The following is a 22,323-nucleotide window of genomic DNA, read 5'->3' as shown; positions in this document are numbered from 1 at the left end:
CTCGCCTACGGTCGCTCCATGACCAGTGACGGAGTAGTCGTGGATGAGGCGATCCGTGCGGCGTGGGACTCATACCGGGTCCTGGAGAAACGGACTTCCGCCAAAGAGCGCCAGGCGCGCAGCAGCGGGTTACGGCCGCGGTGGAGGCGTACGGGCGTGAGGAGGTGTCCCGGGGCACGGTATTCCTGGTGGCGTGCTGACCGGATACCTGATCGCCGAACAATCCGGTGGCGAGGATCGGCTTGATCCGCTCAGCGATCTGATCCCCGCTGTGATCCGCAGGCTTCCCACCTTCGAGATGGCCGACCCGGCTCAGGTGCCGATGGTCACCGGCGTTCTCGTGGCCGCTGCGATGGGCATGGACACCGTGGCGTGGCGCGACCAGTTCGGACAGATTCCGCCGGAGGAGGTTCTGGTGCACGGCTTCGTGTTGTGGCTGCTCGCCGATCTCTTCGATTCCCTGGTCGGACGGCCCGGAGCCATCGACCGGATGATGCGGGAGACCTTCGACTCCATGGCCGCCGAACTCAGCTGACGTGCGGGCTGTCCGGCGGATGGCTACCGGTGGCTACGATGCGGAACCCGACGCCGGCAACTGCAATGCCGGGGTCGGGGCGTTGTCACAAGGTGGCTACCCGAGCCAGACGATGTCCAGGATGGACAGGTGCCGGGTGAGCCGGTTGACCACATAGACGACGGAGAGCTGCCCGACGGACGCGGAGCGGACGTCTTCGCCTTCAGGGTCGCCGATGTTCCACTGGGGCCAGCCCCAGGGGGAGCGCACCGCGATGTCCAGGACGTCGCGGACCGTCTCCTTCGCGTGCTCGGGTAGCTCGGTGAGTACCTTCGCGGCCTGCGGGGAAAGGCGCACCGCCCACGGCTCACTGGTCACCGGCGGGCGCCGAGGATGTCGTCCAGGTCCACGAAGCCGGTCTCGTCACGGCCGGAGTCCATGTACAGGTCGACGGCCGGGGCCGCGGCGACGCGCAGCTGCCAGGCGCGTACGACGTCGTGCAGCGGGGTGAGGCTGTAGGTGTGGCGGGAGTCCTCCAGGGCCTTGGCCCAGTCCCGCTCGAAGGCTGGCACCCAGGTGTCGGCGCGGCGGTCGGCTCGCAGCTGGGCGAGCAGCTGGGCGGCGGCGGCCGGGGCCGGCGGGGTGGGGGCTTCCTCGGGCTGTGCGCTCATAAGGTCCTCCATGTCCTGGTGACACGCTAGCGCCACCGTTGCCACCAGCGCCTCGGTTCGGTCCTACCCGTTGCCGCCGTCGCTACGGAGCCTGATTCGGCGTAGGCCATGGCTGCGTCGAGCGTAACGGGTGAGTTGTCGCCAGTAGCCTGGACAAGTTCGGGTATCTCAACCTGGACAAGAAGGGCGCCAAGCTCCTGTTCCAGATTTTCACCGAGCGCGAGGAATGACGTCACGCTCCTCGCCAACGGCGAGGAGGAGTACACCACCCGCAGCAGCTCGCCGACGACGTCCTCCGCATCATCATGGCCGACCGCGACTGACCACCGCCGGCCCCGAACCGCGTCGGCGGTCCGGGGCCGGCTGGGCGACCTGACGATGCCAGGGTGCTCCCCGTTGCTGGATGTGGTCTCTCAGCACGTTGTTTACGCAGGACTACTTCGCTGCCGCATGATTCCCTCTAGCCTCGCACCATGGATTGGTTCACGGCGGCGGTGGTGGGAGCGGTCGGAGGCGCCTCCCTGGAGGCCATCGACGTCATCAAGGCCATCAAGTGGCACCGTCAGATGCCCTGGAACGTCCAATCAGACACCATCGATCCACCCCAGCGCAGAGCTAACGTGCGGCCCCAGGAGGAGCACCTGCCCGCACCCGGCTGGAAGGCGTATTGGGTTGCCGGGGTACTGCGGCTGCTCGTGAGCGGAGCCCTGACCGGAGTTGTGGCAGCCACCTATCCGCAGAGCACCAATCCACTGGTTGCCTTTCTCATCGGGCTGGGCGCGCTATCTGCTGTCCAGCAGGTCACCACACTGGTGCCGCTGATGGTGAAGAACGCGGGTCGGGCTGCTCTAGGCGGCGTAGTGGACGTGGCACAGCAACAAGCGCAGGCTCTCCAGCAAAGCGGGCAGCCTGACCCTGGGCAGTCGAATGGTGCTGTGCCAGGACCCCAAACCGGTAGTCCTCCGGCAGGGAGTCCACAACCGGGCACAGGCGTTGCCGCACAGCAGGATCCGGCGGGCGGAGGAGGTGCGGCGTGACAATTGCTGCCGAGTCCTTCGTGGGCCGCGTCCTGGCCGTGATTTCCCGTCGTTCTCCTGGCTTCCGGCCGCCCTTGAAGACCTCCGGACGACTGCATGCGCCGGACAGCCCTACTACGTCTCCTCCGGCTCAGGACTTTCCTCGCCCTCGTGAGACTCCCCAGGTCGACCCGGCCCAGGACGACTTGCCGGTACAGAGACTGGTCAACGCGACGGCCCAATGGAAGTCCGCGCCTCCACGGGAGCGTCTCCGGAATCGCGGCGGACTTCTGGGAGTCTCAGATTTCCTGGAGACCACCGTCGCAACCCTCGACCGCACCCCCGCCAACGCCCTGTACCGCTACCGCGCCCGGGACCTCGGCCTCGCCCTCGACCGCGCCCTACACCACGCCCGCGACCCCGACTTGGCCCGCGACCACATCCCCCCCGTTGGACTCGTCCCCAACCTCAATCTCGAACTCGCCCGCGCCCGCGAGCATGCCCATGACCTCGAGGCCGCCCGCGACCTCGAACATGTCCCCGCCCTCGCCCGTGACCTCGTCCGCGCCTTCGACCGCGCCCACGACCTCGCTGGCGCCCTCGACCGCGCTCTATACCGCAGCCGTGCCCTCAACCGCGAAGGTGCTCTCGCCCTCAACCGCGAACGCGCCAGCAACATCGTCCTAGAGATCGGACGCGGCCTTGAGATCGCCCGAGGCCTCGACCGCGACCGGGCCCTCGACTTCATTCGCGACCTTGCCCGCAAAATCGAAAGCGCCCGCTCCCCCCACGGTCGTCTCTCCCGCATCCTCAACCCTGGCCGCGACCGCTACCTCATCCTGGCGCTCGCCCTAGACCCCACCCTCGGCCGCTACCTCACCGAAGCTCATGACAACCTGACCGATGCGGCAAGCAACTTCGTTGGCGCAGACCTAACCGCGGTGGATCCTTCTAAGGCCAACCTCGCAGGGATCCGTTGGGACGGCGACACACGGTGGCCCACCCCTGAGTGGACAGCTCGCATCCGTAGAGCATCGGTGGAGGACGCTCCTGGATCCGGGGTCTTCATCGTCCTTCCTGAAGAGGGCCACAACTTCGCCGATCGCGGCCCCGTGGCACCAATCTCCTGAGACACCACAGCTAGAGCTGGACGTCGATGTGGTCGACGTCCGTGAACTCGACCAGGAGGCCGGTGGCGCGGCGGCCGCGGTCCTTGAAGTAGATCTCCTGGAATCCCTCGGCGACGATGTCCAGGAGCTGCTGCTCGGTGGCGCCCTGCTCCTGGGCTTCGAAGAGGCGCGCCGCGTAGGCCGGGGGCAGGCCCTGGGTCAGGTGGCGCATTCGCCCGTCGTCGGTGGTGCCGGCGGCGGCGGTGTACCCGAACCGGGCGCGGGTTTCGATGACGAGTCCGCCACTGGTGGCGGCCGCCTGCTTGGCCTTGGCGCGGATCTGGGGCTGCCAGCGCTTGCGGATCTCCCCCGCGAGACGGGCTGCGAGCTCCTTGCGGCCGCTTGAGCTTGCCGCTGACCGCCCCGCCGCCCAAACCCGCACCTCCGTGCTTGCAGGAAGGCCCTTTCCGCCACCCCAGCCAGCGGCCCGGCAGCCAGGACGCCCGAACGGCCCGGTCCGGGCCCCCGCCGACCCGCCCGCGTACGCCGACGGCATCTAACGGCGTAGCCCGCCTCCGCAACCGGCACGACACCCCGTGTAGCCACCGGTGCGGTGTGGCGCGTCTGCGGTGTCAGGGATGGGCGGGACACGGAATATTCGGATTCATGGTCATGCTCTCCCCCACCGATCCCGGCTCCTCGGCGGCCGAGGTGCTGAGTGCCCGGTACGCGGGCAGGCTCCCCGCCTCCCTCGGCGACCTCGCGGGGCCCGGGCACGGCACGGTCGAGCTGCCGCTCCACGTCGCCTGGTCCGGGCTGCGCGCCTACGACCTCGACCGGCCGCGCCTGCGCATGGGTATGTACCGCACGGTCCTGGCCGAGGGACAGCACGAGGACCTGGTGCGGCTGCTCAACCGCGACCTCCTCCTCGCTCAGTGGCCCGTCCTGCGCACGTTGGTCAGCCGGCACGTACGGACGGTCTGGGAGAACGCCTTCCCCGAACTGACCTCGGCCGGGTCCGCGGCGGCGTGAAGCTCTCCGGCCTGCACCGGCGGCTGCTGGAAGCCGTCAGCCGGCCTGCGTAACGTTGGCGGTGAGCATCACGCGCCCATTCCCCGCCGGTGATGGGAAGCGGCGGACTAAGCTTCCTCCATGTTGCTGAACCCAAAGGACCGGATCCTGACGACGGCCCGATTGCGCTTCGACTGGCCTGCCACCGAGCGAGGCAACGGGGAGGCGAACGTCTTCGACCGTGAATCGGGCGCGCGTCTAGGCGCAGTGAAATACACCCAGATGTCGCGATACACGCCGAAGGGCGAGTCGACTTGGGGACTCCTGGCCCGGAGCGCGGCAAACGAATACGGTGGAACGCCGAGGCGCGGTGAGTATCGACGCGTGATGTTGTGCGAGTCGGTGAGCCAGGCCGAGAGCTGGCTTCTTGCCGAGTGGGCATGAGGATCGGTTGCTGGACGCCCTCTCTCGATGGGCAGTCAGCACCGTGGACCTGAGCGCCAACGGCGAACCCGTCATCGTGCAGGACGAGAGGTTGACGTCGGCATCCACCTTCAGCAGGGCACCCTCACCCTCACCCAGAACGGCAAGGACTTCGAGGCGTACCACGCTTCGGTGGAGTTCGTTGCTGTCCACGAGGAACCGTGGACAGTGGAACAGGTCAAGTTCTCGGCCAAGGGGTCGGACGGAAAGCCCGTGGGGTTGACTGTTGATCTGCTTAACGAGGCGTGCAACGGTCCCAGGGCTGGCGTTCCCGCCGCGATCTGGAAGGTCGTGGCGCTCGCCGCGACCTCCGCCGGAGACGTCGGCATCACCTACGCGACCCCTGACCCGAGTCCGATGTAGCTGCCCTGCTCGGACGGGTCATCAGACCCCCTGCGAAACTGCAGCGATGAGCACCATGCGCCGCCCGCTCGGGCACGGACCGGATCCCGTTGTCGAGGACCAGGAGCCGCGTACGGTGCGGGGCCGTACCGCTGCGGAGCGGGCCGCTGAGGACACTGAGCCGCTCCTGCCGCGTACCGCGGGCGGCATGGCGGCCCGTCGGGCGCTGGGGGCCGGCCCCCGAACCTGAGATCCGGTCCGGAGGCCAACCTCTTCTTCGAGGGCCGCTGTCTGGGCCCCTTCGGCGCCTGCTCTTGGGCCAGCGTGCCGTTGGCGGCCGTGAGGGGCTGCTGTCGGACCACCTTCGGCTTCGGCTGCCCGATTACGGTGCAGGCCGGCGTCTCTGCTCCGCGTCCCTCAACGTCGGCTCGGCACTTGTTGGAGGAGCTCCAGGCGTCGCTGGGCCAGTTTCAGATGCCGGGGATCGAGGGTCGGCAGCGTGCGCAGGAGGCGGACGAGGGCCGGCCCGGTCTCGGTGGCTGCGTCGGTATCCGTCAGCTGGGTCCAGCAGTAGAGGGCGCCGGCGGCCGCCGCGCGTACTTCAGGTGCGTGGGGGGACTGACTGGTGAGGCGGATCCGACAGGCACTGGTCCACAGCTGGGTGGCGAGCCCGAAGTTGCCCGCCATTCTGGCAAGGTCTGCCCGGATCTCCAGCCAGCCGGTCGCTTCCGCAGAGGCGTACCCCGCTCTCTGCACCTCGTACTCTTCCCACGCGGAGGCGAGTGCGGCTGCCTCGGTGTGCCGGCCGGAAGTGGCCAGGGCATGGATGTGCGGCCGCGGGTCCCGGGCCGAATCACCGGCTACTGCCAGCTGCTGAGGGACCGCCACGTGCTGAGCCACGGACGAGTGCACGGCCCCGGCAGGGACAGTCTGGCCCGGCAGGACCTGGCCGTGCTGACCATCAACCGCGCCGCCTGGCCGGGGTGCGAAGCCGAAGCCCCGAGCATACGAATGCTCCATCGAAGGCTCGGCTGGCGCGGGACCTGGGCTCTGCAGATGCGGCGGAACTGCATGGCCGTCCCCGGAACGCGGGCCATTGCCGTAGGACGAGGCCAGCCCCGGAGCGGCTGACGCGCCGAGTTCCCGTGCTGTCGGCAGGACGAGGGCGCCCGGCGCCAGGGCCGCGGTTCCTGCCGCGAGAGCGTGCAAGTGCAGGTTGGCGGGGCGGGAGTGGCTGTTGCGTAGCTGGTCGATCCAGTGTCGCGTGTAGCTGCTCACGGTGTCCCCGCCTGCGGCAAAGCCGGGCGGGGACACCACCCCGTACACCTCGACGGACGAAGATGCGGGCAGGCGTCCATGCTCCTGCAGAACGGGCCATGCCGCCTTGTCCGCGACCAGATCGAGCAGCACGGTCGTCAACCCTGCCGGACGGGCCTTCAGCTCCTTGCCCAGCCACTCCCAGGGCAGTGCCGTGTAGCGGACCGAAGCGGCCGTCGTCCCGGCCAGAGCGAGGTGCAGCCGGCTGCTGCGACGGTCGACGGTAAGACGGCCCGAAAGATAGACCAGCAGCGGGCCCGCTGTAGCCGCAGCTGCACGCAGGCGTGTCAGCACCAAGTTCGGATCCCGGACCCCGTCGAGATACGTCGTGTCGCACGGAACGTCGCTCCGCAACAGCAGCGACGCCGGCACCACCCCAAGTGCGGCCAGGTTGGCACTCGGTGCGACCTGAACGGTACGGCGACGCACCGCGGCACTCCCCGCTATGAGAAGGACATGCCCCCGCTGCTCCAGACCGAAGTTCTGCATGAACAGACCGTACTCACCCCGCGCGGACCGCACGGCTCCGCCTTCCTCGGGGGGCCCTGACGGTTCGAAACGGCTTGGTGGTCATGGCGCGGCTCGGGGTCTGTCGTTATGAGGTAGTCGGCACGTGCGCTCGCTGTGTCACCGCAGTAGCGCGTCGCCGTCGTTGACCCTGTCCACGCTCCCCGGTTTGCTGCAGAGCATGGCAACAGCTTCTCGGCGCGCACCAACGGTGGTGCACGGGTTAGGGCGTTCAGGCGGTGGCGGCGAGGAAGACTCGGACGGCGGGGATAAGTGCGGCGCAGGTGAGCTGGGTGCGGAGGTCCTTGAGGGTGCTGGTGCCGCGTGCTGAGGAAAGCCGCCCCTGCGTTCGAAGAACATGTCCGCTCCGCCTGGCGCGGACGGGTCCACGCCAGACGGGATCACCTCCACACCCAGCCCTGACCCCGTACGTGCGATGGCCCCCGAACCAGAGGGTCCCGGTTCGCGGGCCATCGCACGTACTCCCGGGGCGACTCCCGACGGGGCGCGGCGCGCGCCCGAGGCCACCTCCTGGAGGAGGCGATGACCGCGACGAGGACACCGGCGATGGTGAAGACGACCGTGAGGCCCGCGGCAGCGACGGTCAACGGCATGGCGAGGGCAGGGTGCCCGATCGTCACATAGAGAAGACCGGCGCCGATGATGAAGGGCGGCTGCCCCTCGCCCCGGCACGCCGGGGTAAGGGGCGGGCCCGATCCACGTCTCGTCGATCTTCGGGGGTTACGGGCAGCTGATGCGGATGTCGGCCTGGTCGGTGGTGCAGGTGTCGATGCCGGTGCCGCCGTCCGCGGTGTCGTTGCCGGTGACGCCGTCGGTGGTGGTGAGGGTGTCGTTGCCGCTGCCGCCGATGAGCATGTCATTGCCGGGGCCGCCGGTCAGGGTGTCGTTGCCGTTGCCGCCGATGAGGGTGTCGTTGCCGGGGCCGCCGTCCACGGTGTCGGTGCCGTTGCTGCTGTCGATCGCGTCGTTTCCGGATCCGCTGTAGATGACGTCGTTGCCGTTGCCCCCGTTGATGACGTCGTTGCCGCCGAGGCCGCAGATCACGTCGTCGCCACCTGTGCCAGCGATGGTGTTGGAAGTACTGGTGTCGAGGATGGTGCAGCCGTGGGCGTTGTCCACGGTGGTGTTGGCCGTCGCGGTGTTGTTGTCGGACGCGGGGTCGGTTTCGGCGGAGCTGGTCGTGGCCGTGTCGGACAGGGTTCCCGCGGCCGTGGGTTCGACGACGACGGTCACGGTGGCGGTGGCGCCGGGGGGTAGGGAGCCGAGCGTGCAGGTGGCGCTGGTGGCGCTGGTGGCGGTGGTGGTGCAGCTTCCCTGGCTGGGTGTCACCGAGACCACCGTGCCGGGGCCGGTCACGGTGTCGGACAGCGTGACGTCGGTGGCCCTGACGGTGGCGTTGGTGTTGGTTACGGTCAGGGTGTAAGAAGCCTGGTCGCCCAGGCTGATGGTGGCGGGCCCGGCTTTCGTGACGGACAGGTCCACCTCGGCCGGGGCGGCATGGAAGCGGGCGAGCGCGAAGTCGCTGCCGTCGGCCGCGAAGGTGTAGCCGACGACGACGATCCTGCCGTCGTCCTGCACCGCCATCTGGGTGGCTGCGGCACGTGTGCCGAAGTCGGCCACTGCCTTGCCGCCGGTGCCGAAGGAAGTGTCCATGCCGCCGTTGGTGGTGTAGCGGACGAGCGCGAAGTCGAGGGAGCCCCCTGCTCTGGTGAAGCCGGCGGCGAGGATCTTGCCGTCGGCCTGCACAGCTACACCTCCTTGTGCTCCATCGCCATCGCCATCGCCGAAGTCGGTGGTCACCTTGCCGTCGCCGTCGAAGGTGGCATCGAGGCCACCGCCGGTGGTGTAGCGGGCCAGCGCGAAGTCGGTGCCGTCGGCCGTGTCCGTGAAGCGGGAGCCCCCGACAACGATCTTCCCGTCGGCCTGCACCGCCAGGCCGTTGGGCCGCTCGTCGGAACCGAAGTCGGTGGTGGCCTTGCCGTCGCCGTCGAAGGTGACATCGGGGCTGCCGTCGCGGTTGTAGCGGGCCACCGCGAAATCGTCGCTGCCGCCTACGCCGGCGGTGGTGTAGCCGGCGGCGAGGATCTTGCCGTCGGCCTGCAAGGCCCCTCCGTCAGCCAGACCGAAGCCTCCGAAGGCGGTGGTGGCCTTGCCGTCGCCGTCGAAGGAGGTATCCAGACGGCCGTCCGTTTCGAAGCGGGCCAGCATGAACTCGGCATCGCTCCCCTCGTCGCCGAAGCCGATCGTGAGGATCTTCCCGTCGTCTTGCACCAGCACTTTGTGTGCCCCGTCGTGGCCACCGAGGTCGGTGGTGACCTTGCCTCCGGTGCCGAAGGAGGTGTCCAGGCTGCCGTCGGCGTTGTAGCGGGCCAGCTGAGTGTCGTCGGCGAGGTTGTTGGTGAATGAGAAGCCAGCCGTGATGATCTTTCCGTCGGCCTGTACCGCCACCGAGATGGCGTTGTCACCACCACCGCTGAAGTCGGTGGTCACCTTGCCGTCGCCGTCGAAGGTGGCATCGGGGCTGCCGTCGTGGTTGTAGCGGGCCAGTGCAAAGTCGGTGGTCTCGTCCAGGCCGCGGTGGCCGGCTACCACGAGCTTGCCATCAGCCTGAACTGCCACGGCGTTAGCCAGATCGAAGCCGCCGAAATCGGTGGTCACCTTGCCGCCCATACCGAAGCCTGGGTCTAGATCACCGGATGCCGCCAGAGCGGCGCCGGGCGGGGACACGACGAACGCCAGGCTGACAGCGGCCAGCACGCCAGTGCGGAGGACCGCCTGCGGACGCCACCGTCCCCAGGCCTGGCCCCACCGTCGTCCCCGACCAAGAACCGACACAGACATGGTGTCCACTCCGCCTCTCCTACCGATACCCGTTACCGCGCTGAACGCGCGCCGTCGTTGGCAGCGCGCCAACCACGACTTCCGGTTCGGCATCGCCGGAGCGGAGCCCGCCGGAAGGTGCTGGTCGGCACACAGCTTCGGGTTGTTGCTCTCAGCGCAGCTCCCTGCCCGCTGTGCACTGCGCCCACTGGCGGGACGGAATCACTCCCACGAGTACCGGTGGGCCGGGCACAGCAGGGGGAGTCACCCAAATCTGGGTGACTCCCCCTGGAGAGATCTCGCCTGCGGTAGCGGGTTACCGCCTGGAAGCCGCGACGAACGCGGCGATGACACCGGCGATGGTGAAGACGATTGTGACGCCTGCGGCCGCGACGGTCAGCGGCATGGCGAGCGAGGGGTGCGCGATCGTCACGTAGAGAAGGCCGGCTCCGATGACGAGGACGAGGCGCTGGGTGAGCGCCCGCGCCGGGGGTCGCCCGTTCGGCGGCGAGTACAGACAGAGCCGGGATCAGGACGCGACCGGTGCCCCGCGAGGGTTCGATGTAGAGGCTGGTGAAGAACGGGTCCGCCTGGTACAGGGCGACCAGGGTGGTGTGGTCGAAGACTGCCGTCCGGCTCACGCGGGGCGGGTACTCCAGCCACACGGGGCGGGCCTTGCGGAAGATTGCGAAGCCATGGGTCAGTGGCCTCCGCCAGCAACTGGTTCACGTCCCACGCCGTGGTCACCACGACGTGGGACGTGGGGTCTGGAGGGTGGCGGCGTCGATAGCGGGGCGCCTGATGAGCGCCCCTCCACCCTCACGCCGTCTTAGCTACCAGGCGAGCGAGACCCGATCTGCCTTCCGCAGGTCGCCTGCCTGGACGGTCAGGTCGAGCCAGCCGTCGAGGGGGAACTCATCCAGTGTTATGTAGTACACGTCCCGTCCGCTGGTCGCGGGAGAAAGTGTTCTGACGAACTCCCAGTTTAGCTCCCGGCTCTTGTATGCGGCGGAGACCACCTTCTCGCCAGTGTCTCCCAACAGGACGACTCGGGCTCCCGCGTTCAGTGCCCCAGGGCCATGGAGCGCGACGACCTTCGAGTCATTCTTCGGTCGTGCGGCATCAGTGGTCGAGCATTTGATCGTCTGCATGCCGCCAGATAGCGCCGATTCCCAGAGGCAGACATGTCCTTGTAGCGACTCCCAGAGGAAGGCGGTGACTCCAGGCAGATCGATCCGGCTGATGCCTGCGCTCGTGGGGATTTCCCCCATCCCCTTAGCCTGAGCGATCAGTTCTACCTCCTTCTGTTCCAGGTTCGACGAGCTCGCCTGTATCTGCGGCGCCGTGCTCGTCGCGGAGACGTTCGGCGCAGTGTGGGCTGCCTGGGGGCCACAGCCCGCAAGGGCGGTGCACGTGGCTGCACCCACCGCCCACCGAATCGCGGGATGCCTCAGGCCGGTGGTCAGAATGGTGTGCTCCCTGTCTTGAGGACGGTCGCATTGAGGGCCACCCGGTTAATCGGGATCTCCGAGTAGGTGACTGGAGTCCACGAAGTGAGGTCGAAGGCGCCCCAGGTCTTGGTACTTGTCCGCCCGTCCGCGTGGTGGTAGGTGGTTGTGTACGTGTCGATCACGCCGTGGGGCGACAGCCCGTAGTGCTCCCCGCCCTTCACCTTCATGGGAACCGTCTTGGTCAACGTCGTGCTGCGAGTCTTCGTATCTATGTTCGTCCAGGTGTAATCTCCGTTGATGCCCAGAGTGGCCGACACTTCCGCCTTTACTTCGGCAACCTTTAGGTCGAAGCCCGCCCCGATCGTCGCCGATACCCCAGCGGACCAGCCGATCTTGTCCGCGAACTGCTCCGCCGCCGCATACATCGCCTGCTCGCTGTACGCGAAGGTAACGTCCGTATCGTTTGGCGCTACGTCCAGCATTCCCGCCGTGGTGTAGTCGGTGTAGTACGCGTTTCGCACCCAAAAGGTCTCCGACCACAAGACGTCCTGCCCGCCGGACGGCGCGACCAGACCCTTCGGCGCCCGGGGCGGCATCGTGGTGCAGCCGTCACAGAAGTGCCGGGGGGCCTTGTTGCGATTTTTCTGCTTTACGTACTCAGGGGCGAGTGTTCCGCGGCTGTTGTTGACTTCTCGTTCATAGTTCTTTCCGTATCCGGTGGGCTTGGTGCCAGCGTTGGTGCAGGTGTACATGCCACTAGCGCACTCTTCGATGGCTTTGCCGGTCGGGTCGGATTCGGTGAGGGGGCTGTTGTTTGCGTACTGGTAGGCGTTGTGCTGGCGGGGGTCGTCCACGATCATCAGCGGGTCTACGGAGAGGAATCGTCCGAGGACAGAATCGTACTCGCGTGCGCCGAGGTGGGTAAGGCCCGTGGTCTTGTCCTGGGTTCCTCCAACGAAGCCGCGTTCGCCGGGCCAGGCTGCTGGTGCCGTGCCGCGGTCCTCGCCGAACGGCTTGGTGGTGCGGCGCTGGACTTGGAGGGTGGTGGCGTCGATGGCGGTGGTGCCGGTGTTGTGGTGGTCGGCGGCGACGTAGGTGAGCTTGCCGTCGGAGGTCCGGACGATGGTGGTGCCGCCGGGGGTGGAGTAGTAGCGGGTGCCGGTGACGGTGTTGGCCGTGGTGTTGAGGGTGAGCTCGGTCGAGCCGAGGTAGAGGGTGGTCTTGCCGGGGTCCTTGCGGAGCAGGCGGTTGCCGGCCGCGTCGTAGGCGTATGTGGAGGTGCCCGCTGGGGTGGTGGCTGAGGCGAGTTTGCCCTCAGGGGTCCAGGTCAGGGTCTGTGTTGATCCCGGGGCGTTGGGACGGGTGAGTGTGTTGCCCGTGTCGTCGTACGTGATGGCGCTCGTGACTTCCGGTGCGCTGCCCGTCTTGTTGGTGGTGGAGGTCGGGGCGTGGGGGCGCGGGGAGCCCGGGGCCGGGTAGGTGTGGGTGGTGGTGACGGTCTTGGCGGCGTCACCAGCCGGGTCGTGGTCCGTGGAGGAGGTCCGATTGCCGGTCACGTCGTACGTGAAGGACTGGCGGTACGGCGCCGGGCCTCCGATCTTCCCAGGCTGGGGCGTGAGGTTGGTGCAGTTGCCGATGCCTGGGACTGACGGGCCTGGCTGGGTGGTGGTGGTTCCGGTGTCGGTCCAGGCCTCGCCCAGGCGGCGGAGGTAGTCGTAGGTGAAGCACTGGGTGTCGCGGGTGGCGCCCTGGGTGTTGGTGACGGAGGTGACGTCGCCGGCCTGGGTGTAGGTGTAGTCGGTGATGTCGACTGCGGTGGACGCGTCCTGCTTCTTGAACTCGGTGCTCAGCAGCCGGCCGGTGGCCGGGTCGAGCGTGTTTGTGAAGCTCGCCTGCTTGGGGTCGTCGCCGAAGGTTGTGCGTCGGACCTGGCCGAGTTCGTCGTAGTTGACGTAGTTGACGTAGTTGACGTTGTCCGAGCCGTAGGAACGGGGCAGGCCACTGGCGAAGCGGCTGGTCCTGAGCCTCTCGAACGGCAGGCCGCCGGCTGCAGGCAGGTTGGTTTGGTACTCCAGTCCCGTGATGGTGTTATAGGTGGTGCTGGCGGCGTAGGTGCCGGTGAGTGCTCCTTCGCCTTCCGGGACGGTCAGCTTGGTGCCGGTGGGCCGGTAGCCGATGTCGTAGCTGGTGGTCTCCCGGCGCCAGGGCTTGCCGTCCACCCAGGTGGTCGAGGCGGTCGGCTGGCCGGGGAGCAGGGTGTCGTACTCGTAGGTCGCCAGTTCGGGTCCGTCGACCGTGTTCTGGTTGCGGGACGTCGGGCGGCCGAGGGTGTCGTAGCTGGTGAAGACCGTCGTGCCGCGGGCGTCCGTGGTGGACGCGGGCCGGTCGGCGGCGTCGTATGTGACCGTGGACGTGCCCTTGTCCGGGTCCACCGAGCGGATCTGTCGCCCGTGGAGGTCGTAGTCGTATGTCCAGATGTTGCCGGCCGGGTCGGTGATCCGGGTCAGCTTGCCGTCGGTGTTGTAGGCGTAGCGGGTGGTGTCGTACTCCCCTGTGGGCGTGGGGCTCTTGTACTTGCGCCGCTCGACGGTGCGGCCTTGGGCGTCGGTGAGAACGGAGGTCGCGCTGTCGCCCTTGGGCGGGGTGGTGTCGGTGCGGTCGACTCCGGGGTAGGCGGTGATGGTGCGCCACTGTTCCTGCGCTTTGGAGGAGAACACGTTGGCGACCGTGCGTCCGAGTCCGTCGTGCAGCGTGGTGTTTGTTGCGGGCACCATGTTCTCGTCGGCGATGAACCGGGTCTTCACTGGGGCGGAGTCCGCGTTGACGTAGGTGTTGTTGGTCTTGACGGCACGTCCATGGCTGTCGAACCAGGTGTCCGTGATCAGACGGCGGCCCTCCGCCTCGATCTTCGGGTCTTCCTGAAGTTGTACCTTCTGTCCGAGTCCGTCGAGGATGCTGATGGAGGTGGCGTACAGCCCGCTGGCGCGGAGTGTCTGGGTGGTGACGGAGCTGGTGCCGGTGTTGGTGAGGTCGTAGGTGAATACCTTGCTGGCGCTGTCGCTGCGGGCGCGGCCTGGCTGCCAGACGCGGGTTGTGCGGCCCAGCGCGTCGTATTCCGCTTCGGTGGTGCGGTTGTTTTGGTCCACCGTTTTGACCGGTGTCCCGCGCAGAGGGTGCAGGGTGGTGGTGGTCGTCCAGTTCTTGGCGTTGGTGACCTTGATGGTGGTGGCGCGTGCCTGTGCGGAGGGTTCGTAGGCCGTCGTGGTCTTGGCGCCTACCGCGTCGATGCTGCTGATGACGCGCCCGTAGGCGTCGTAGGCGCGGGTCGAGTTGACTGTGTACTTGGGCTGGCCGGCTTCGAAGCGGTCGAGTTCTTCGGTACTGGTGACCTGGCCGGGGCCGTTCAGGGTGCCGTGGGTCTGTCCGTCGTAGGACGTGCGGTTACGGCTGAGGGTGTTCGCCTCGGTTGCTGTGGTCGCGCAGTCGCTGCTTTGGATCTGGATAGTCTCGGAGACGCGGTCGATCATCCAGGCGGCGGTGTTGCGGGTGTAGGAGGTTTTGGTGCAGGTGTCGGGAAGCCCGTCTGCCTGGTCCCGGGTCCACTCCTGCATGCCGTAGGTGTCGTCGTACTTGACGGTCTCGGAGGTGGTTTGCCAGGTCTTGTCGGCGCGCAGCTTCTTCTCACGGGAGGAGCCGTCGCGCTGCATCTGGGCGGTGAGCGCGGGGAGTTTGGTGCCACGGCTGTGGGTCGAGGTGACCTTGGAGAGCCAGGGTTCGTTCTCGGAGATGGCAACGAGTTCGCCGCCGTCGGAGGCGAAGGTCTGGGTCTCTCGGACGGTGCCGGCGAGCGGGTCGGCGTCTTTGATCGTGTTGCCGGCGAGGCCGGTGAAGGTGGCGGTGCGCTTGCTGGCGTCGGCCTTGATGTCGCCGTCCATGCCGCGCAGGTAGAAGGTCGTGCGCTTGGAGATGGGGTCGGGGGCGGTGCCGGCGCGGGTGATGACCTGTTCGTAGCCGCGGAACTGGTTCCAGGTGCGGCGCTTGTCCTCGGTCAGTTCCTCGTCGTCACGGTGCCAGGCTGCGCCGCCGACGTACTCGTAGCGGACTTCCTGTGGACGTGAGCCGCTGAAGTTGTCGAGCTCGGTGACGCGGGTGACGACGTACTTGTGGAACCAGTCCAGGGTCGGGTCGAGCGGGCTCTTGTTGTCCGGGTTCCAGTAGGCCGGGTAGCAGCGCGTGGTGTTCCCGTCCTTCGAGGATGGAAGCCCGGCGCCCGGCGCGCAGTCCGGGTCCGCGTAGCCGACGTCGGTGACCTGACCGGTCTCGGATTCGATCTTGACGACACGGTACTTGTTCATCGCGGGGCGGTTGTCGACGCTGGAGTCGACGCGGTTGTTCAGCGGCTTGCCGTAGAAGACGACCGGGTTGGTGGGGAGCGTGGTCGCGCCGTCGTGGCCAGTGTGCAGGAGCGAGGCCAGCCAGAGGGAGGGTGCGGTGTTGTCGCTGGTGGGCGGGAACTGGTGCTTGAGCTCGTAGGAGTCGACGTTGGCGTAACCGCCGGCGCTGTCGAGGACCTGCGTGGTGATCTTGGTGAGGCGTTTGGTGGTCCAGAAGGTGGCGGAGTAGTTCTCGCAGGTTCCGGTGGTCGCACACTTCTGGTCGAAGGGGACGTCAGGCCACTTGGTGGCGTTGGCCGCGGTCAGCTTGGCCGGCGCGCAGTCGAAGACGTCCTTCACTGGAAGGCAGCGCTCCTCGACGCCGAAGACGACCTGCGCGGTCGGCTTGAACGTGTCGGCGTCCGTCAGCTTCGAGCCGTAGGTGATCTTCTCGAGGTTGCCGCCTCGGATGTACGGGGTGAGCGTGCCCTGCGGGGTCGCAGCGGAGACACCGAGCTTGTAATGGTTGGTCTCGGTGGCGTACGAGTGGGTGGTCATTCCGCCGCGGGAGTCGACGACGAAGTCGAGGTTCCAGCGCCAGGCCTGCTGGCACCAGGACGCGGCGAAGGTCGGCTTGTTGCACTCCTCGCCCGCGTTGTTGCCGTAGACAGGAGTCGTCCACGCGGAGTTGGTGGCGGGTGCGGTGGCGCTGCCGGGCTTGCGGCCGACGCCGAAGTAATGCTGGGTCCCGTCCGGGGTGGTGATCTTCCAGTACTCGCCGTTGTTGTCGCCGTTGGTCGCCCCGGTCAGTTTCTCGACCTTCGAGGCGTCGTCGTTCTCGAGCCTCCAGGTGCCGGAGGTGTCGTCGCGGACGAGCGTCGAGGACTTGCCGTTCAGGGAGACCGTCGCGTTGTGCCCGGCCAGGCACTGTTCGCTCGAGTCGGCCTGGCCGTCCTTGGCACAGGGCTTGAAGGTTCGCTCAACGAAGCCGGGCGAGTAGTCCCAGCCCTCGCCGATCCATGAGGCCTGGTTGTTCGTGGCCGCGGTGCGGCCGTCCACTGCCTGAGAACTGTACGAGAGGTCGATGGTGGGTTTGGTACCGCCCAGTGCATCCGGTACGGCAATCGGGTACGACCAGGAGAAGCCGCCGGCGTTCCCGCCGCTGGACCACTTGCCCGAAGGTGCCAGGCTGGTGGCGGCGTAGGTTCCGGCGGGGCCGCCTGGCGCGGCCGTCACGCCGAGCACCGTAGCCCCATCCGAAGCAGTGGAAGCTTCGCTCGTACGCAGACTCTCGCCTGCGGAGCCGCCCTTGAGGGGTACTTCCGCGCTGAGCAGCCCGGCCCGGTCGCCGTCCCTGGCGGTGGTGACGGGTGTCTGCGTGCGGCACTCAGCGTGCTCGGGGGTGGTCAGGGCGCATTCCGGCAGCCTGACCAGGTGGGTCCGGTGGAGCCAGTCGCCACCGAAAGCACCCGCGATGTGCGAGACGTCCACCGAGACCTTGACCGGGCCGGCCTTCACCACATCCCCGGCCGGGCGGACCGTGAGCAGCAGGCCCTGGATGCCGGCCTTCTCGGCGGCAGCTCTGTCCGTGAGCTGCACGGCAGCCTTGCCGGTGCGCGGAGCGTCCTTGGCCGACGCGGGGCTCACCCAGACGGGAGCGGTGCCCGCGCGGCTCGGATCGGCGGCGGGAGCCGCTGGGACACCGGAAGGTGCGGGCGCGGTGAGAAGCGAACCGCGCGGAGCAGCGGGCGCCGTAGCACCAAGATCCACCTCGGCCTGAGAAGCAGGCGGCCAGTACACGTCCTTCGGGCGCCAGGATGTTGCCCCGTCGCCCTTAAGGGTCTTCGGATCGATCTTCGGAGCGTTCTTCCCGGAGACCGACTCGGTCTTCTTTAATACGCCCGGTGACCAGCGGCGTTGATCTTTTGGCTGCCACTGCGCGGCTTGGGCAGTTCCCGAGCCGACGAGCAGCGAGAGTGCCACTAACACTGGAACTGCGATGCGCTGTTTGATCTTCGAGTTTCTTCTCATCGCTCGAAGTCCAGCCGTTGGTGCCGACACGGCATTCCCCCCACGGTCGCCGAGTGGATCAATTGGCCTGAGAGCCTAGCCTGTTGGCCGTCCGCAATACATGAACCAATCCGGACAAGACATCTCGGCCCGACCTGCAAGGTTCCGAAGATTGCCTGAAACCCGACAGTTCGCTTACGCGATGGCCGGATCGCGTCGATCGATTTATCACGATCCTGCGAAATAGTTCCCAGGAATATCGAGTTCCGAATTCTGATCACAGGCCGCCCGATCGGATGGGCTGTTAGCGTTCACGCCCAGTTGTCGGAAACGATCACACTGGGGAGTTCCCGTGGGGGAATGTTACGAAGAATGCGACCGGCCCGTCGGCCGGTCGCGCTGGCCGGGCTGGTCGCACTTGCCCTGTCCGTCACATCCGTCGGCGCGGCGCCGACCGCCTCGGCAGTCGACAAGCCGGCGGCACCGGCCGCTCAGACGCCGCCGGAGCGGCCGACGACCGAACGGGAGCGGGCGGAGGACACCGCGCTCGCGGAGGCCAAGCGCACCGGGAAGCCCGTGCCCGTGCCGGCAGGGACGACCGAGACCGACACGGTGATGGCCAACCCGAACGGCACACTGGGCCTGACCCGCAGCGTCGCCCCGTTGCGCACCAAACGCGACGGCAAGTGGGCCGAGCTGGACGCCACCCTCGTCAAGGCGGCCGACGGCACGCTCAGCCCGAAGGCCTCGGTGAGCGGCCTGACCCTGTCCGGGGGCGGCACCGCGCCGCTTGCCACGCTGGACCAAGACGGCAAACAGCTCGTGCTGAGCTGGCCGGAACCACTTCCCGCACCCGTGCTGGAGGGCGCCAGCGCCGTCTATCGCGAGGTGGTCCCGGGCACCGACCTCAAGGTCACGGCCGATGAGGGCGGTGGCATCTCACAGATCCTCGTCGTCAAGTCCGCCGCGGCCGCGAAGCACCCGAAACTCGCCAAGCTGACCACCGGCCTGAAGGGCCAGGGCGTCACCGTCTCCGCTGACGGCAACGGCAACCTGAAGGCCACCGATGCCTCGGGCCGTACGGTCTTCCAAGCTCCGACCCCCACCATGTGGGACTCCACCCGCCCCGTCCAAACTCCCCTCGCCGAACCGTCGAACGCCGCCGCGTTCTCCGAGGCGGCGACCGCAGCCCAGATTGCGGACGACGAACCGGTCAAGTCCGCCTCGGACAGCGCCGGCCCGGGCGACTCCGCCAAGGTCACCCGGCTCCAGACCGACCTCGGCAAGGACTCCCTCGCCCTCACCCCGGACCAGGCCTTCATGGCCGACCCCGCCACCACCTACCCGGTCTACATCGACCCGGCATGGCAGCCCACCAGCCGCGGCACCCAGCACTGGGCCTGGGTACAGGAGGGCTACCCCACCACCGTCAGCTACGACGACTACAGCGACACCTACGACCCCGGCGTCGGCTACCAACGCTGGCGCACCAGGACAGGCCTGGAGCGCTACTACGTACAGCTCGACACCAGCGACCTGCGCGACAAGAGCATCAAGAAGGCATCCTTCTTCGCGACCCAGTCGGACGCCGCCGACGCCACCTGCAGCAACACCTACAACGTAGACCTGCACTCCACCGAACCGCTGCTCTCCAACATCACCTGGAACACCCAGCCCCGGGACTGGGAGATCCTGCGCACCACCTCCCTCAACAGCGCGGGCGGCCCCGGCTGCCCCGACGCCACCACGCGCGGTGAGTGGGACGTACGCGCACACCTCGCCGCGAACGAATGGCGCGGCAGCCTCACCTACGGCCTCTTCGCCTCCAACGAATCCAAGAGCAGCAGCAACAACTCCTTCAAGCGGTTCACCCGCGACAAGAACGACCTGCCCTTCCTGTACATCGAGTACAACCGGCCGCCGTATGACCCGTGGTCCCTTGGCATGAGCCCGGAGCCGAAGAACGCGAACGGCAACGGCTGCGGCTGGGTCGGCGCCACGGGCTATGCCGGGCTGCGCATTGACGCGTGGATCGGTGATCCGGACGGACAGTCCAACGACGCCCGGTTCCTGGTCCACGACGTCAACGGCGCCGTGGCCTACGACAGCGGGTGGGGGAACCAAGCAAACGGCACCCACTGGGCAGCCGCGTTGCCGAACAACCTCTCCGACGGCCACACCTACTGGTGGCAGGTCCAGGGCGGTGACGGCGACATGACCTCCAACTGGGTAAACGGCTGCATGTTCAGCATGGACACCCAGCTCCCGTCCATCCCGGTCGTCACCTCCGCCGAGTATCCGCCGTCGGGTACCCTGCCCGGCTCCACCAAGCACATCGGCCAGCCCGGTACCTTTACGGTGAAGGCCGCAGACTCCATCAGCGGAGTCCTGTACTACGAGTGGGCCTTCAACTCGACCATCCCGGTCGGTGGTGCCAACCGCGTCGACGCGGCCGCCGACGGCAGCGCCACCATCCCGCTGACTCCGACGACCTGGGGCACCAACATCCTGCGCGTCCAGTCCGTGGACCGCGCCGGCAACCGCTCTCAGCAGCAGACCTACACCTTCTACGTCCCCGACAACCCGAACGCGAAGACCACACTCGGCGACATCACCGGCGACGAACGCGTCGACTTCATCGCCCCCGCTGCCAACGGCGACCTCATCGTCTACCCGACCGCCATCGACCCCGCAGCCGGCGGCATGCTCGCCTCCAACGCAGCCAACAGCCCCGACGGCAAGAGCTGGGGCAACGGCACCCTCGTCACCCACCGCGGCGGCAACGGCATCCGCATCGACGACCTATGGGCCTACCGCGACGGCAACCTGTGGCTCTACCGCAACTCCCTTACCGAGGGCGGCCTCGAAGCCTACGGCGGCCTCTACTACAGCAAGGCCAATCGGGGCGAGGGCGTCACACGGCCCGACGCAGGGGATTGCCGCGTCGCCGCCACAGGCCAGCCCTGTGGCGCCGAGTACGCGGGAACCTGGGCACGGGTCAAGCAGATCCTCGCCGTCGGCGACGCACTACCGGAAGCAGGCGGCGTCACCCCTCGCAATGATCTGATCACCGTAGAGAACGACGGCACGAGCAGCGCACTGATGTTGTTCCAGGGCACCGGCACGACTGGCGAACTGCGCGACCCTCTCGTGCTCGTCCTTAGCCCCACAGGCTGGGACAACCTCACCCTCATCGCCCCCGGTGACGCCACCGGCGACAGCCTCCCCGACCTCTGGGCCCGCGACAACACCACCGGCGACGTCTACCAGTACGCCAACGTCGCCGGAAACCCCGCAGCCCTCGGCGACCACACCAAGCGCACCAAGATCAGCTCAGGCGTCAACGCAACCACCTACCCTGTCATCGGCACCTCCGGCGACACCAGCGCCGACGGCATCCCCGACCTGTGGGCCCTGGACAGCCTCCACCGGCTGCGCACCTGGAACGGCGTCGCCACCTCCGGCAAGGTCACCGGATTCAACACCGGCCACACCATGGGCGACGCCCGCATCTCCACCGCGCACTGGAAACTGAACGAGGCCACCGGCAACACCGCCATCGACCTCCGCCGCCGCAACAACGCGGCCCTCAGCGCCACCGGCGCCACCCGGGTCAAGGACGACACCGTCGCGGGCACCACCACCGACGTCGTCGCCCTCAACGGAACCACCGGAACCGTCACCGCCGCCGGCCCTGCCGTCGACACCACCCGAAGCTTCACCGTCTCCGCCTGGGCCAAGTCCAACAAACCCACCGGCGTCGTTCTCAGCCAGGACGGAGCGCACGCCAGCGGGTTCATGCTCTGGCACGACGGGGACGGCACCTGGCGGTTTGGAATGTCCAAGCGGGACGACGACGGCTGGGATTACGACCAGACCCTAGTCATGAACGACGCCGCCAAGGTCCAACTCAATGCATGGATCCAGCTCACCGCCACGTACGACGACCGGACCGGCCTGATTGCCCTCTACGTCAACGGCACCCTGGCCGGCACTGGCCACCACGCCAAGGCCAACGCATGGAATGCCACCGGCCCCCTGGTCATGGGCCGCTACAAGAGGGCGAGCAAGACGTCCTCCTTCTTCGAAGGCGGTATCAGCAACGTTTCCGTCTACAACCACTCCACCGTCCCCACCGCAAACGGCACCAAGCTCGTCTCCGCGCTGAACTCCGCAAAGTGCGCAGACAACAACTTCGGCAACAGCATCGACGGTAACCGCATCCAGATCTGGGACTGCAGCACCACCAACGACGACCCTGCTCAGAGATTCGCCATCACGGCAGACGGTGAACTTCGCATCGGCGGAAAGTGCGTAGACATCTCAGGCGGCGGCACGACCAACGGCACCCCGATCCTGCTGTGGACCTGCGCCACCGGCGCCTACAACCAGCAGTGGCTCCCCACCGCAACCGGCGGCTTCTACAACCCGCACTCCGGCCGCTGCCTCGACCTGCCGTACGCCCGCACCGACAACGGCAACCAACTCGAACTGTTCGACTGCACCTACGGCAACAACCAACGCTGGCACGCCCCCGGCCTCGCCACCCCCCTGGGAAACGCCAGCTGACTCCAGCTGTCTGACCCATGGGCCCGCCATCTCCGAAACCCCGGAGGTGGCGGGCCCGCGCCTCTCAGGGTGGGAGCCGCCCCGCCGGGGGAATCCGGGCGGGGCGCGG

The 22,323-nt window shown here is 67.7% G+C and carries 14 protein-coding genes and 1 pseudogene; 8 read left to right on the top strand and 7 right to left on the bottom strand.

Features of this window, described 5'->3' with window-relative positions; translation table 11 throughout:
* The first annotated feature begins 193 nt into the window (after nt 1-193).
* Complete coding sequence (locus OG625_RS40205; protein WP_329391410.1) at nt 194-535, top strand: hypothetical protein; 342 nt, start codon at nt 194-196, stop codon at nt 533-535.
* A 96-nt stretch (nt 536-631) separates the two neighbouring features.
* On the opposite strand, the gene OG625_RS40200 is transcribed toward OG625_RS40205, so the two are convergent.
* On the bottom strand, nt 632-892 hold the full coding sequence (locus OG625_RS40200; protein WP_329391412.1) for a hypothetical protein: 261 nt from the start codon (nt 890-892) through the stop codon (nt 632-634).
* Nucleotides 889-1,185, bottom strand: a complete 297-nt coding sequence (locus OG625_RS40195; protein ID WP_329391413.1) for a DUF6247 family protein — start codon at nt 1,183-1,185, stop codon at nt 889-891. Before OG625_RS40195 ends, OG625_RS40200 begins: the two co-directional genes overlap by 4 nt.
* Nucleotides 1,186-1,658: 473 nt before the next feature.
* Here OG625_RS40195 and OG625_RS40190 point away from each other — a divergent pair, with 473 nt between their 5' ends.
* The gene (locus OG625_RS40190; protein ID WP_329391415.1) at nt 1,659-2,222 is read left to right on the top strand and encodes a hypothetical protein; all 564 of its coding nucleotides are present in this window, start codon (nt 1,659-1,661) and stop codon (nt 2,220-2,222) included.
* A gap of 185 nt (nt 2,223-2,407) precedes the next feature.
* Nucleotides 2,408-3,331, top strand: a complete 924-nt coding sequence (locus OG625_RS40185; RefSeq protein ID WP_329391417.1) for a hypothetical protein — start codon at nt 2,408-2,410, stop codon at nt 3,329-3,331.
* A gap of 10 nt (nt 3,332-3,341) precedes the next feature.
* Here OG625_RS40185 and tpg read toward each other — a convergent pair.
* Nucleotides 3,342-3,707: pseudogene (gene tpg, locus OG625_RS40180) on the bottom strand (telomere-protecting terminal protein Tpg); the annotation flags it as partial.
* 269 nt (nt 3,708-3,976) lie between these two features.
* Between tpg and OG625_RS40175 the strand changes: the two are divergent.
* The 4 genes from OG625_RS40175 to OG625_RS40160 all read left to right on the top strand — a co-directional run bounded on the left by OG625_RS40175 (nt 3,977) and on the right by OG625_RS40160 (nt 5,396).
* Nucleotides 3,977-4,342: a hypothetical protein gene (locus tag OG625_RS40175; RefSeq protein WP_329391419.1), complete on the top strand. Its 366-nt coding sequence runs from the start codon at nt 3,977-3,979 to the stop codon at nt 4,340-4,342.
* Between the two features lie 120 nt (nt 4,343-4,462).
* Nucleotides 4,463-4,765 carry a hypothetical protein gene (locus OG625_RS40170; RefSeq protein ID WP_329391421.1) on the top strand — a complete coding sequence of 101 codons (303 nt, stop codon included), beginning with the start codon at nt 4,463-4,465 and terminating at the stop codon, nt 4,763-4,765.
* A 27-nt stretch (nt 4,766-4,792) separates the two neighbouring features.
* A complete protein-coding gene (locus tag OG625_RS40165; RefSeq protein WP_329391423.1) occupies nt 4,793-5,167 on the top strand; it encodes a hypothetical protein in 375 nt (124 codons plus the stop codon).
* A 46-nt stretch (nt 5,168-5,213) separates the two neighbouring features.
* Nucleotides 5,214-5,396: a hypothetical protein gene (locus OG625_RS40160; RefSeq protein ID WP_329391425.1), complete on the top strand. Its 183-nt coding sequence runs from the start codon at nt 5,214-5,216 to the stop codon at nt 5,394-5,396.
* A gap of 167 nt (nt 5,397-5,563) precedes the next feature.
* Here the strand turns inward: OG625_RS40160 and OG625_RS40155 are convergent, their stop codons facing one another.
* The 4 genes from OG625_RS40155 to OG625_RS40140 form a co-directional block, all read right to left on the bottom strand.
* Nucleotides 5,564-6,757, bottom strand: coding sequence for a hypothetical protein (locus OG625_RS40155; RefSeq protein WP_329391599.1), 1,194 nt, complete (start codon nt 6,755-6,757; stop codon nt 5,564-5,566).
* A 954-nt stretch (nt 6,758-7,711) separates the two neighbouring features.
* Nucleotides 7,712-9,649, bottom strand: a complete 1,938-nt coding sequence (locus tag OG625_RS40150) for a calcium-binding protein (RefSeq protein ID WP_329391427.1) — start codon at nt 9,647-9,649, stop codon at nt 7,712-7,714.
* 995 nt (nt 9,650-10,644) lie between these two features.
* The gene (locus tag OG625_RS40145) at nt 10,645-11,082 is read right to left on the bottom strand and encodes a hypothetical protein (RefSeq protein ID WP_329391429.1); all 438 of its coding nucleotides are present in this window, start codon (nt 11,080-11,082) and stop codon (nt 10,645-10,647) included.
* 191 nt (nt 11,083-11,273) lie between these two features.
* The gene (locus OG625_RS40140) at nt 11,274-17,282 is read right to left on the bottom strand and encodes an RHS repeat-associated core domain-containing protein (protein WP_329391431.1); all 6,009 of its coding nucleotides are present in this window, start codon (nt 17,280-17,282) and stop codon (nt 11,274-11,276) included.
* A 735-nt stretch (nt 17,283-18,017) separates the two neighbouring features.
* Here OG625_RS40140 and OG625_RS40135 point away from each other — a divergent pair.
* The gene (locus OG625_RS40135) at nt 18,018-22,214 is read left to right on the top strand and encodes a ricin-type beta-trefoil lectin domain protein (protein WP_329391433.1); all 4,197 of its coding nucleotides are present in this window, start codon (nt 18,018-18,020) and stop codon (nt 22,212-22,214) included.
* Nucleotides 22,215-22,323: the final 109 nt, after the last annotated feature.

It is taken from the genome of Streptomyces sp. NBC_01351 (assembly GCF_036237315.1).
Classification (GTDB): domain Bacteria; phylum Actinomycetota; class Actinomycetes; order Streptomycetales; family Streptomycetaceae; genus Streptomyces.
Note: the sequence above shows the minus strand (reverse complement) of the source record. Positions and strands in the feature narration are given on the sequence as shown.

Excerpts from the sequence above, each read along its gene's own strand:
- OG625_RS40195 (WP_329391413.1), bottom strand. The coding sequence starts at position 1,185 with ATGAGCGCACAGCCCGAGGAAGCCCCCACCCCGCCGGCCCCGGCCGCC.
- OG625_RS40190 (WP_329391415.1), top strand. The coding sequence starts at position 1,659 with ATGGATTGGTTCACGGCGGCGGTGGTGGGAGCGGTCGGAGGCGCCTCC.
- OG625_RS40175 (WP_329391419.1), top strand. The coding sequence starts at position 3,977 with ATGGTCATGCTCTCCCCCACCGATCCCGGCTCCTCGGCGGCCGAGGTG.
- OG625_RS40170 (WP_329391421.1), top strand. The coding sequence starts at position 4,463 with ATGTTGCTGAACCCAAAGGACCGGATCCTGACGACGGCCCGATTGCGC.
- OG625_RS40165 (WP_329391423.1), top strand. The coding sequence starts at position 4,793 with ATGGGCAGTCAGCACCGTGGACCTGAGCGCCAACGGCGAACCCGTCAT.
- OG625_RS40160 (WP_329391425.1), top strand. The coding sequence starts at position 5,214 with ATGAGCACCATGCGCCGCCCGCTCGGGCACGGACCGGATCCCGTTGTC.
- OG625_RS40145 (WP_329391429.1), bottom strand. The coding sequence starts at position 11,082 with ATGGGGGAAATCCCCACGAGCGCAGGCATCAGCCGGATCGATCTGCCT.
- OG625_RS40135 (WP_329391433.1), top strand. The coding sequence starts at position 18,018 with ATGCGACCGGCCCGTCGGCCGGTCGCGCTGGCCGGGCTGGTCGCACTT.